The organism is Autumnicola patrickiae (assembly GCF_031846525.1).
In the GTDB taxonomy this organism is placed as follows: Bacteria; Bacteroidota; Bacteroidia; order Flavobacteriales; family Flavobacteriaceae; genus Autumnicola; species Autumnicola patrickiae.
In genome coordinates this window covers 25,306-37,784 of record NZ_JAVRHM010000008.1, presented here as the reverse complement: position 1 = coordinate 37,784, position 12,479 = coordinate 25,306, and the positions used below count along the sequence as shown (strand labels likewise).

General features: G+C 36.5%; 10 protein-coding genes. 3 read left to right on the top strand and 7 right to left on the bottom strand.

Translation table 11 applies throughout. From position 1 onward, the window contains the following. Positions 1-132: 132 nt before the first annotated feature. The 6 genes from RM549_RS08365 to RM549_RS08340 form a co-directional block, all read right to left on the bottom strand. Positions 133-396 carry a four helix bundle protein gene (locus RM549_RS08365; protein ID WP_311683683.1) on the bottom strand — a complete coding sequence of 88 codons (264 nt, stop codon included), beginning with the start codon at positions 394-396 and terminating at the stop codon, positions 133-135. Between the two features lie 187 nt (positions 397-583). After that, positions 584-1,867, bottom strand: coding sequence for a nucleotide sugar dehydrogenase (locus tag RM549_RS08360; protein WP_311683681.1), 1,284 nt, complete (start codon positions 1,865-1,867; stop codon positions 584-586). Between the two features lie 32 nt (positions 1,868-1,899). Then, positions 1,900-2,898, bottom strand: coding sequence for an SDR family oxidoreductase (locus RM549_RS08355; protein WP_311683678.1), 999 nt, complete (start codon positions 2,896-2,898; stop codon positions 1,900-1,902). A gap of 105 nt (positions 2,899-3,003) precedes the next feature. After that, positions 3,004-3,891, bottom strand: a complete 888-nt coding sequence (gene rfbA, locus RM549_RS08350) for a glucose-1-phosphate thymidylyltransferase RfbA (protein ID WP_311683676.1) — start codon at positions 3,889-3,891, stop codon at positions 3,004-3,006. Positions 3,892-3,908: 17 nt separating this feature from the next. After that, the gene (gene rfbB / locus RM549_RS08345) at positions 3,909-4,982 is read right to left on the bottom strand and encodes a dTDP-glucose 4,6-dehydratase (protein WP_311683674.1); all 1,074 of its coding nucleotides are present in this window, start codon (positions 4,980-4,982) and stop codon (positions 3,909-3,911) included. 12 nt (positions 4,983-4,994) lie between these two features. Next, entirely contained in the window at positions 4,995-6,002 is a 1,008-nt protein-coding gene (locus RM549_RS08340) for a LacI family DNA-binding transcriptional regulator (protein ID WP_311683673.1), read from the bottom strand. Positions 6,003-6,482: 480 nt separating this feature from the next. On the opposite strand from RM549_RS08340, the gene RM549_RS08335 reads away from it, so the two are divergent. The 3 genes from RM549_RS08335 (at position 6,483) to RM549_RS08325 (ending at position 8,314) form a co-directional block, all read left to right on the top strand. After that, positions 6,483-6,803, top strand: coding sequence for a phosphoribosylpyrophosphate synthetase (locus RM549_RS08335; protein ID WP_311683672.1), 321 nt, complete (start codon positions 6,483-6,485; stop codon positions 6,801-6,803). A 98-nt stretch (positions 6,804-6,901) separates the two neighbouring features. Continuing rightward, complete coding sequence (locus RM549_RS08330; protein ID WP_311683670.1) at positions 6,902-7,393, top strand: Dps family protein; 492 nt, start codon at positions 6,902-6,904, stop codon at positions 7,391-7,393. Between the two features lie 15 nt (positions 7,394-7,408). Further along, complete coding sequence (locus RM549_RS08325) at positions 7,409-8,314, top strand: mechanosensitive ion channel family protein (RefSeq protein WP_311683668.1); 906 nt, start codon at positions 7,409-7,411, stop codon at positions 8,312-8,314. 442 nt (positions 8,315-8,756) lie between these two features. Here RM549_RS08325 and RM549_RS08320 read toward each other — a convergent pair whose 3' ends face one another. Next, positions 8,757-12,479 carry a metallophosphoesterase gene (locus tag RM549_RS08320; protein WP_311683667.1) on the bottom strand — a complete coding sequence of 1,241 codons (3,723 nt, stop codon included), beginning with the start codon at positions 12,477-12,479 and terminating at the stop codon, positions 8,757-8,759.

The window sequence follows — 12,479 nt, the reverse complement described above, 5'->3', positions numbered from 1 at the left end:
ATTAGTTCGTTCTTTAAATAATTGTACGTATCTACTCATTTGATTTTCGTAAATATCTAATATAGCCATTACCTGAAGGCATCGGGTAGTTTGACTACGGATTTCCTTTAAAGTATCTTCATCAAAATAATTTCAGGATTCAGCTTCTATTGAATGATCTAAAATTTCAGCTATTGATCCACGTGCATTCACCAAAAATTTTATATTATCTTTAAAATGGTATCTGCCCCATCCTTCAGCTATATTAGCAGTGGACGATCTGGACGCCCGTAAAATCTGACTATATAATTCATATCGCTCTGAAGCTGGTAATTTGGAAAGAACATTCTCTTTTAAAAACATCTTCAATTCTTTACATCTTTGCCAACACTCCAGACTTTCGAAACTGTCAGCCATACATTATTCGTTAGTTCGTGGTTTCGTTATTTTATCTACTCGTTGTTTTGTTATCCGCATATTTTGATAATTAGTAGTTTATTTAACCCCGTCCCTATTTGTACATTATCAATATGGCAATTAAGATTTACCAATCCCGAATATATGGCTCCCTAATTAACGGTTCCCGAATAAACGAATCCCGAACTTATAACTTCTTATCACACCTGTCTCCAAGCACTCCTTTTACATCATATACAACAGCATTTCCTGCTTTTAAAGAGTCAAAATCTAATTCAAGAAACTCTTTATGGGCTACTGCCAATACAACTGCTTCAAATTTACCTGAAGGTAGTTGTTTAACCGTATCCAGATTATATTCATGCTTAACTTCGTCCGGATCTGCCAATGGATCATAAATAGTAATATCTACTCCATATTCACTTAAATTCTTAATGACATCTACAACTTTGGTGTTTCTGACATCCGGACAGTTCTCTTTAAAAGTAACCCCTAGAACAAGAACTTTTGAACCTTTTACCTTTTGGTCATTCTGAAGCATCAATTTCACAACTTCTCCTGCCACATATTGTCCCATAGAGTCATTCATGCGTCTGCCTGCAAGAATAATTTCAGGATGGTAACCTATTTCCTGAGCTTTTTGAGCAAGATAATAAGGATCGACCCCAATACAATGTCCCCCAACTAAACCTGGCTTAAAAGGTAAGAAATTCCATTTCGTGCCTGCCGCTTCCAACACATCCTGGGTATCAATATCCATCATGTTGAATATTTTAGCCAACTCATTTACAAAGGCTATATTTATATCCCTCTGGGAATTCTCTATAACTTTTGCTGCTTCAGCAACCTTAATAGTTGGAGCTAAATGCGTTCCTGCAGTTATTACTGATGCATACAAGTCATTTACCTTTTTTCCAACTTCAGGTGTAGATCCTGCTGTTACTTTCAATATCTTATCTACAGTGTGCTCCTTATCTCCCGGATTAATACGTTCCGGAGAATATCCTACGTAAAAATCTTCATTGTATTTAAGTCCGCTATTTTTCTCCAGAACAGGCACACATTCATCCTCTGTAACCCCTGGATACACGGTAGATTCATAAATTACAATATCTCCTTTTTTTAAGACCTTCCCTACAGTTTCACTACTCTTATAAAGAGGAGTAAGATCTGGACGATTATTCTTATCCACTGGGGTTGGCACCGTAATAATATAATAATTACAATTTACAAGCTCATCTAAATTTGCAGTACAGTAAAGACCTTTTTCTCCCGAAGGCTCCTGTTTAAGTACCGACTGGAGCACATCGTTCTCTACTTCTAAAGTAGAATCCACGCCAGTCATTAATTCGTTTACTCTTTTCTGATTAATATCAAAACCAATAACAGAAAATTTTTCAGCAAAGAGCCTGGCCAAAGGAAGGCCTACATATCCCAGACCAATTACGGCAATATTTGTATTGTTGTTCATTTATTAAAAAATTATATTTTTATAAAGAAAAATTATCTTAAGTTATTCCAATACCAGTCCACAGCTTCTTTTAAGCCGGACTTAATATCGTATTGCGGATCATAACCTAAAAGATTTTTGGCTTTTTCTACTGAAGCTAAAGAATGAGGAATGTCACCAGGACGATTAGGTCCATGCTTGACCTCCACATTTTTAATTTCAGAATCATACTCTGAAAGGAATTCCTTTAAATATTGCGTGAGCTCTACTAAATTAGTACGATCCCCAACAGCTGTATTGTAAACTTCATTAACCGCTTTGTCGTTTTCTGCTGTAAGTGCCAGCAAATTCATTTGAATAACATTGTCGATATAAGTAAAATCCCTGGAATATGTACCGTCTCCGTTAATTACCGGACTTTCATGTTCCATAAACTGCATGACGAATTTTGGAATTACAGCCGCATAAGCTCCATTAGGATCCTGTTTCCTCCCAAAAACATTGAAGTAACGAAGACCTATAGTATCGAGTCCGTACGCATCCTGAAAAATATCTGCATAAAGTTCATTTACATATTTTGTTATTGCATAAGGAGATAAAGGTTTTCCTATTTTATCCTCAACTTTAGGTAATCCTTTAGAGTCACCATAAGTAGAAGAACTTGCTGCATACACAAATCTTTTAACTCCCGCATCTCTTGCTGCGACGAGCATGTTCAAAAAACCGGTAATGTTTACATCATTTGTAGTTAACGGATCATTTAAAGATCTTGGAACAGATCCTAAAGCGGCCTCATGCAGAATAAAGTCTTTTCCTTCACATGCTTTTTGACAAATATCTGCATCGCGAATATCCCCTTCAATTAATGTGAAGTTAGAGTTATCTATAAATGCATTTAAATTATGTTTATGCCCGGTAGAAAAATTATCCAGACAGGTAACTTTGGCGTTTAGACTAAGAAGTTTTTCACATAAATTGGAGCCTATAAAGCCAGCTCCACCGGTAACTAATATTTTAGCAGAATCTAATTTCCGAAATTGATCTTCCTCCATGTAATAATATCGTTTTTAAACAATTTGAGAAGCAAAGATAGAACTTCCTGTAAAAGCTAAAGACTTTAGGGTCTTAAAGAAATGCAAAATGTTAAAGAGTGACTTCTATTTTTGTTTCCTTTCAGCAAGAAGAGCTTTCAGATATCCGCCATATTCATTTTTATCCAGTTCTGAAGCCAACTTCTTTAGACGTGCTTTATTTATATATCCTTTACGAAAAGCTATTTCCTCCAGACAAGCAATTTTTAAACCCTGACGCTTCTCAATTGTTTGTATAAAATTTGAAGCTTCTAAAAGGGAATCATGAGTACCTGTATCTAACCATGCAAAACCCCGACCCATCATTTCTACTTTCAACTTATTCTGCTCAAGATAAAATTGGTTAACGGTGGTTATTTCCAACTCACCACGGTTACTTGGTCTGCAATTCTTAGCAACATCAATAACCGAATTAGGATAAAAATACAAACCGGTAACCGCAAAATTACTCTTTGGCTTTAAAGGTTTTTCTTCAATACTTTTTGCGCTGCCATCCTGCTCAAACTCCACAACTCCATAACGCTGCGGATCATTAACATAATAACCAAAAACAGTAGCCATATCCTGTTTGACACAGTTCTGACGTGCGTTTTCAAGTAAATTACTAAAGCCTTGTCCGTAAAAGATATTATCTCCTAATACCAGGCAAACATCATCCTCTCCTATAAAGCGTTCTCCTATTATAAAAGCCTCTGCCAGCCCATTAGGATGTGCTTGAGATTCATAGCTGAAATTTAATCCAAGGTGACTACCGTTTCCAAGAAGCTTTTCAAAATTAGTTAAATCCTGTGGCGTGGAAATTATCAAGATATCTTTTATTCCTGCCAACATAAGTACAGATATAGGATAATAAATCATTGGTTTATCATAAACAGCCAATAATTGCTTTGAAGTTCCTTTTGTTATAGGATAAAGACGACTTCCAGTTCCTCCTGCCAGTACTATTCCTTTCATCTATTTCTTTATTTCTATTAGATGTATTGTTTCTTATAGTATTCCAAATAATCTCCTGAAACAACATTTTTAAGCCATTCATCATTTTGGAGGTACCAATCCACCGTTTTCTCAAGTCCTTCTTCAAAAGTTACAGATGGCTTCCAATTTAACTCCTGGTTAATCTTGCTGGCATCTATAGCATACCTTTTGTCATGGCCAGGACGATCTTTTACAAAACTGATGAGTTTTTCTGATTCATTTTCAGAACGGTTCAACTTTTTATCCATAACCTTACAGAGCAAACGGATCAAATCAATATTCTGCCATTCGTTAAATCCACCAATATTGTAGGTTTCCATATTCTTCCCTTGATGAAAGATAAGATCAATTGCTGCCGCATGATCCTTTACATAAAGCCAGTCACGGGTATATTTTCCATCTCCATAAACCGGTAGTGGTTTTTCATTTATTATATTATTAATAAACAACGGAATTAATTTTTCAGGAAATTGATTGGGTCCGTAATTATTTGAACAGTTACTAATAACATAAGGTAAATCATAAGTTTCACCATAGGCTCTTACAAAATGATCTGACCCTGCTTTAGATGCCGAATATGGCGAGTTAGGGTCATATGGGCTTTCTTCTGTAAATAATCCGGTTTCCCCAAGACTTCCATAGACTTCATCCGTACTAATATGATAAAAAAGTTTATCATCATATTCATTATTCCAAATCTGCTTCGCTGCATTTAGTAGGTTCATAGTCCCAAGTATATTGGTCTTAACGAACGCAACAGGATCTGTTATAGACCTATCTACATGTGATTCTGCTGCTAAATGAATAACACGCTGAAAATGGTATTTTTTAAATAGATTAATTATTACTTCAGCATTATTAATATCTGCCTTTATAAATTTATAATTTCCTTCATTTTCTATATCCTTCAAATTTTCGAGATTCCCTGCATAAGTAAGGGAGTCCAGATTATAAATTTTATAATTAGGATATTTCTTTACAAAAAGACGCACTACATGGGAACCAATAAATCCCGCTCCTCCTGTTATTAAGAAATTGTAATTTTTGGAATAGGACATTTTCTGAAACATTAAAATTAATTATTAAAACCCTGTAGATTCGAGATGAACCAGTTCGGTATTAATAATTTTATGAGAATTCTTTTCCGGAATAAGTTGTCCTTTCATACGCTTGATTAGCATTTCCATAGCTTGTTTTCCCAATTCTTCAGGAAACTGTTCAATAAAACTTATAGACGGAGTTAGATATTGAGCAACATCTTTGTTTAAGAATCCGATCATTTTTAAATCTTGCGGAATTTTAATATTAAATTCATAAGCCATACGGTAAACCAACATTGCACTACCAAAGTCTGTACAAAGCATTGCCTCTACTTTTTTGTTCACCAAAAGATCTTTAATCCCATCCACAAGCACCTGATGCCTGGAAGATGCAGCTACGAAACGCTCCATACCTTCCAAAAGAGCCTTCTCATATCCCTTTATCCTCAATTTCCCCACTCCTAAATGATGAATACCAGAAGCAAGTCCTATTTTCTTTACACCCTTGGAAATTAATAATTGTGTAGCTTCCTCAAAGCTTTTCTCATCATCTATTCCGATCTTGTCTACAGGAATATCAAAATTTGTACGATCATATAATACCACCGGAATCTCATATTCCAGAATACTAAAAATATGATCATAATTTCTGGCTCTATGCGTAGCCTCAGAAATGGCAATCAATACCCCATCCACAAAACCAGAGGTGAGCATATCAACTATTTGTTTCTCCCTTTCCAGCGATTCATTAGAAATATAAGTAATTACCTGCAGTCCTTCCTTTTGTGCTTTAGCCTCAATTCCCGAAAGAACCTGCGCAAAAAAATTATTGGAAATATTTGGAATCACCACTCCAATTGTACCACTCTTACTATTTTTAAGATTAACGGCAACAGGATTTGGCCGGTACTTATGTAGCGCAGCAAGTTCTTTTACCCTTTCTACTGTTTTTGGGCTTATTTCAGGACTATCATTAAGTGCTTTAGATACTGTTGAAACAGAAACATTTAAAAGTTTCGCCAGTTCTTTAAGGGTGATTTTAGTCTTCATAATTTAAAGGGACAAAAAATAATTCAACAAATTTAAGATATTTGCATATATTTTTCAGGATTCTGCAGAGCTATTTAAGATCGGTCGCTATAAATGCAAATTACCGACTTCGATTTTTTTAATCCCCTCAAGGGTATTCCATAATTTATTCTGAAAATGAAATGAAATATTTATTGCTTTATTAGAATTCCAACATCTTCAGAAACAGATAATTTATGAGATTTTTTAATTCATACTGGTTTTATATTATTGCAGCTATAGTTACCATTATTGGACTTGTTACCGGGTGGTATTTTTTTATTTTTCTCTTTATTCCATTTGGTTTTTTTCGCTCAGGTAAAAAAGACAATGAGCACTAAATTTATTTCCGAAGAAAACACTTCTTCCTTCTGCCGTTAAACTTATCCTAAACCCCTTAAACAATTTGCAAATATGGGGCCTGAGCAGTAATTTGATTTTGCAATTAATCAAATACAAAAAATGAAAGACTACGGAACATTATCGCAGGCATTAAATAAATTAAAGTTGGAAGAAGGCTATGAATTTGATTTTAATCTTCTGGATGAAAAAATTGAAATTAAATCCCTGAACGAAACTTATGGAGTAGAAGATTTTGACGTGGATAAAGTGCTAAGATTTGAAGGCATGAGTAATCCAGACGACAATGCCATACTGTATGCAATCACCACAGATAATGGCAAAAAAGGGGTTCTCGTTGATGGCTATGGTATTTCCGGCGGACAGGTTTCTAAAGAAATGCTTAAAAAGCTCGATCTTAAAGAAAACCGGCCTATAAATTAATGAGGTTAAACTTCTATTAATTTTAATAACTATGATTGCGCAACAATAGTAATTATCATATTTTCGAATACTATTATTAAACACGATAAACAAAAACTATGAGCTACTTAGGTTTAGATAACGCTAAAACAGAAAAAACCGTTGAACAATTAAATGTTTTATTAGCCGATTATCATTTATATTACCAAAAACTTCGGAATTTTCACTGGAATGTGATTGGAAAAAACTTTTTCGATCTTCATGAGAAATTCGAAGAGCTTTATGACGATGCCAAACTAAAAGTAGATGAACTCGCAGAGCGAATTCTCACGCTACGTCACCAACCAACCAGCAATTTAAGTGAGTACCTAAAATTGTCAAACATCAAAGAATCGGAAAGTCAGTTAACAGATTATGACATGATTAAGATACTTTTGGAAGATCACCGTATTCTTCTTAACCAAATGCGACAGGTAATTGAAGTTGCCGAAGCAGGAGGAGACGAAGGTACTATAGATCTCATTGGTGCTTATATTAGAGAACTGGAAAAAACAAGCTGGATGTTAGATGCCTGGAAAATGAAAACCAGCGACAATCACAAGCAAATTTAAATTACAACTTACTAAATGTTTGAAGACTTTAGTTTTAGAAATTCCATAAATAAAATTGGGACGAAATTGGGCGAATGGCTGGATAGTATTATCCTGAATTTGCCCAATTTTATTATGGCCGTACTGGTCTTTGTAATTTTCATTTTTATTGCCAAGTACGTTGGCAATTTTATTAATAAAATCCTTAGAGGAAAAGTAAAGCAGGCTTCCATAAGAGAAATGTCTGTAAAGGTCCTTAAGGTTGTTATTGTTCTTATAGGCTTCTTTATAGCCCTGGGCCTTCTAAATCTCGATACAGTTCTAACCTCTGTACTGGCAGGTGCAGGTGTGGTTGGTTTGGCTATAGGTTTGGCACTACAAGGCACCCTTACCAATACATTTTCAGGATTAATATTAAGTTTTCTTCCGGAATTGCAAATTGGTGACTGGATCGAAACCAATGGATTTGCCGGCGCAGTGACTGAAATTAACCTTCGGAACATTGTCATCAAACAATCAGACAATAATTATGTAGTCATTCCTAACGGAAAAATTATTGAAGAACCTTTTAAAAATTACACAAGGACTTTGCGCTCAAGGGTAATGCTTACCTGCGGAGTAGGTTATAGTTCTGATCTTGAATTTGTTCAAAATCTTACTAAAGAAACTATAGCAAAAGCATTTAAACAACGATCAAATGAGGAAGTCGAATTTATGTATGAAGAATTTGGCGACAGTTCGATAAATTTTGTGGTACGGTTCTGGACAGATGTTTCTAAGAATAAAGATATTCTCATGGCTAAAAACACAGCAATTATTGAAATTAAAAAAGCTTTTGATAAAAACGGAATAAACATTCCATTCCCTATCAGGACTATCGATTTTACGAATAATCTTTCCATTGAAAAGAGCAATACGTTAAAAGGAGGAAGTGAAGAATAGGAACTACGCATTCTAACAAACAACAATAAATTCACTACTCAACGAAATTTCATCTGGTCGTGGTAAACTGAGGCCGATAATTGCAATTTTTGAACTCTCTCTTTCCAAAGTATTACACATCAAAAATTCATTCATAAAACGTATTCCTGCATGCATTCTCTGGAAGAATTTCAATTTGCGAGCCAATAATTGCCATTCCTCTTTTACTTCGGAAGAAAATAATTTTTAAGCAAATTATACCTCTGTCAAACAGAGCCTGTCGAAGCCTTTTAAATAATCGCCGGATCGATAATTGACATTTTTTTCATACCACCATTTTCTGCGGAAATAAGCGTATTCCGCGGGAACAGAAATCCCATTCGTTACGTAATTCCAAACTCTACCAGTCGATAATTGCCTTTTTTGGTCAACCATCTTAACTTCTGAAAAAGAAACGTCGTAGTTAAAATCTAAATCCGAACGCAAAAGAAAAGCGTGCCCCTTCTGCCCCGGAAAACAGACTAAAAGTACCATTAATAGCTTCGGCGCTGTTAATCCACAGTCCGCCTCCATAACTGTCGTGCCAGAGAGAGCTTTCTTCAACATCTGTCCATACGCGACCAAGATCGTATCCACCAAAAATTCCAATTTGAAAAGGGAGAAAACTGGTTTTAACGGTATTAAAACTGTAACGGAGATCGGCTCCCGTAGCAAAAGCACTTTTTCCAATAAATCGCTCCTGCCGGTAACTGCGAAGACCGGTATCTCCTCCTAATTCTGCAGCCTGATAAAACTCATATCCTTCTCCCAGATTGAGATGCGCCTGCACTTTCGTTTTCAGAACAAATTTTCTGTTTGTTGATACAGCATTATAAAAACCCATATACGGTTTAAAATAACCAAAATGGCGATCTGTATCTGCTGTATTTATTTTCCCCCCAAGGTTGAGCTCAAAGCGCATACCTCTGGTAGGATTTAACCTGTCGTCATAGCTTTCATACCTGTACAAAGCATCCACTCCCGCAAAATACTTTCTATTGAAAAAATCGTGCTCATCATCGGGATTAAATCCTTCTGAAATAAATCGTCCTTCTGTGGCTTCCACTTCTATAGCTTCAAAATTTGCTTTATATTCAAAATAGCTTCCGAAGGGCGTAGCATTTACAAAACCGGCATTAGTTCCTATCCTACTTATTCTTGTTCTATTATAATCCATTCCGAATTCATCCTCGAAATTTGGAGTTTCATTACCGTATCCAAAGAAATTCCTGGCATAATTAGGACTTGTAAAATGTGCTCCTACCTGCAAATTAAAATCACCAAGGATATTAGCAAATTCTCCCTCATAACTAAGGTCAAAACCTTTAGTAGCAAAATAAAATCCAGCACCAAAAGTATGTTTTGCAGTAAAAGGATTTCTTTTAAATCCATACTTGGCAAAACTGGTCTCTAATCCTATTTTCAAACCTTCATCGGGGTTATAGCCTATTCCCGGAGTAATATTTCCAGATTTATAATTCTTTTTATCCTTATCGTAGGTATTGGTTTCATACCTATCCGAAAATCTCCATTTTGCGTCCGCTCCTTCTTTAATGGTATTTGGTTTGGATTTATAATCATAAATTTTCAGCTTCTTCTTATTCTTTATAGTATAAACATCATTGTTTTGTCCACCAATAATGCGTAAAAAAATGAAATCATCTCCTTCTCCTTCTACAGTAATTTGGTCATCATCATCTAAAGCATATATCCAGAGATCTTTAGTGTCTTTCTTATTGTAAATTTTATCACTGACAATTTCTGCCCGTTCACCACCCTTGTTTCTGGAAATCGTAACGCGGGTGCGACCTTCAGGCATACGAATCACATCAACAAAATCATCTTTATCTGTACCCGTAACAATAGCCAGTTTTGCAAAATGTTTATAATATCGCTCTGCTATATCCACAATATTGTCCCGACGTGCTTTTACATTCTCAATTAACTTTTCTGTAGTCTCGCCAGTTGTTTCCGGAGGCAGCTTTGAAAAAGCTTCTTCAATTACCTCATCGGTTACATTTTGCTGGATAAATTGTGCTTCTTCTAACCAGGCTTCTCTTCCTGTATTTTGAAGTAAAGATCTATCAAGGCCCGTAGCCGCAATATTAAACCACTGGGTGTCGGTAATATCAGCTCCATAAACCGCAAATTGATTAGCAAACCCTGCCAAAGCCCGAAGGGTTCCAAAGAAAGCACCATCAAAATTCGAGAATACCTGGTCACGATCGCGTGGAATAGGTTTGAAAATCCTGTTCCCATCTTCGGTTTCTATTTCTGCCCATCTCCACTGGTCCTGATGCCGGTCCCAATCCCCTATCAACATGTCAAACACCCGTGCCCTTACATAGGCAGATTCATCGAGCATGTATTTCTCGTCCCTTCTCAGACGCTCAAACATTCCTGAAGTGCTTACAATATCATGATCTGGGTTTCCAAAACTTTTATAGTTGAGCCAGTTCTCTTCGGGCCGTTCTACCAACATATAAACCTCGTCCCCATGCTCTTCATTGTATTTTCCCAGCTCTTCTTGTTTAGGTAAATAATACACTTCCGGATTGGTATGGTAAACATTTGCCGCTCTAGAAAGATCGGGAATTGCCAGAAAAGCATAGGGATGCGCTGAGGTATAAAAATCCTGAACAAAACGTTCTGCTATAGTATTTTCCAGTTGATCTTCTACAGGTTTATCTTTATAAGCTACCGTCTGTAGAAACTGAACTGCTTCTTTTCTTATTCTTCGGAAATTATATTCCCTGCCCAGACTATCTTTAACACGAAGGGATACCGTTTGATGCCCCCCTCCTTCCCGCATTACATTAAGACCACCATAAAGGGTATCCAGGTCTGCAACTTTAAATTCTACCTGTTTGCCGTAAAGTTCCCTGTATCGTTCTCCCCAAATTGTTTCAAATGCGGCCCCTTTCTCAGTTTCCTCTTCAGGATATATGGAGGTTGTTATTTTCTCCGGAAAATCATCAGGTAATTTTGATGTATCATATTCTACAGGAGCAGGAAAGACTTCCCGCTGATATAGCAAGGTTGGCTGGTCGTTCTCATTTCCGTAGAAACTCACCCAGGACGAACCATCTGTAAAGACATCGTAAACCCCAAATCCCTGTCCTTCATAAGCGAATATCCCATCATTACTTAAGGTCACATAAGAAGCCTTGGAACCTGATCCTGATACAATCTGGTTCACATTGTTGTTCTTTATATATTGCAGGGAATGTTCGTGACCCGAAATAAATAACAGCCGGTCACTTTGTTGTGCCAGGGTTGTTAACCGCTTTACGAGAGATTTGTATCGCTCATTTTGCGCATCCTGGATCGAAACTCCTCCCGTTGTCCTCACCAGGCTCACCAGTGAACCTAAGATTGGCACCGGAATCTTCTTTTGGGAAGGAAACAAATGTTGATCAAAATCATATTGCCCTCCATGAGTTCCATTGGTGAGCAAGGGGTGATGTAAAGCAAAAATTATTGTTTTATCCTGATTCTTTTTAATCTCAGATTCCAACTCCAGAAATAGTGCTTCCCGGGTTTTTATACCGTCACAACCATCATTTATATCGGGATGTCTGTCCCAATCTTCGAGGTACCACTGGGAATCAATAACGATCATCTGGATACTTTTGGAAATCTCGAGAACATCAAAACTACAGCCCGGATCCGGAATCCAGGTTATTTCATTATCAAATTGTTCTTGTAAATAATCCTTCTGTCTGTCGAGGCCACCTATACCTTTGCTATACCAATCATGGTTCCCGGGAATAAAAAGAACATTCCCGTCATAATTCCTGATGGCGTCAAGCTGAACATCCAACCGGTATTCTGCTTTTTCACGACCCGGGTCATCTTTGGTAGGCATTCCTACGGGGTAGATATTATCTCCAAGAAAAATGGAATAATTCCCGCTACGATCAACAGAATCTAAATATTTTTTAAATGCAGTGAGACCTGTAGAACTTCCACCAACCGGAGAATATCCTCCATCTCCTAACAGGTAAAAAGATTTTTCTACCTCTTTATCCTTTGGATATTCAAAATTATCTGTTGGTTCACCTTCCCGAAACTTTGCACCTGTAGAAGAACATGATTGAAGAAGGATTACCGTTAGCAGGCCAACGATTGCAAATTTGATTTTCAT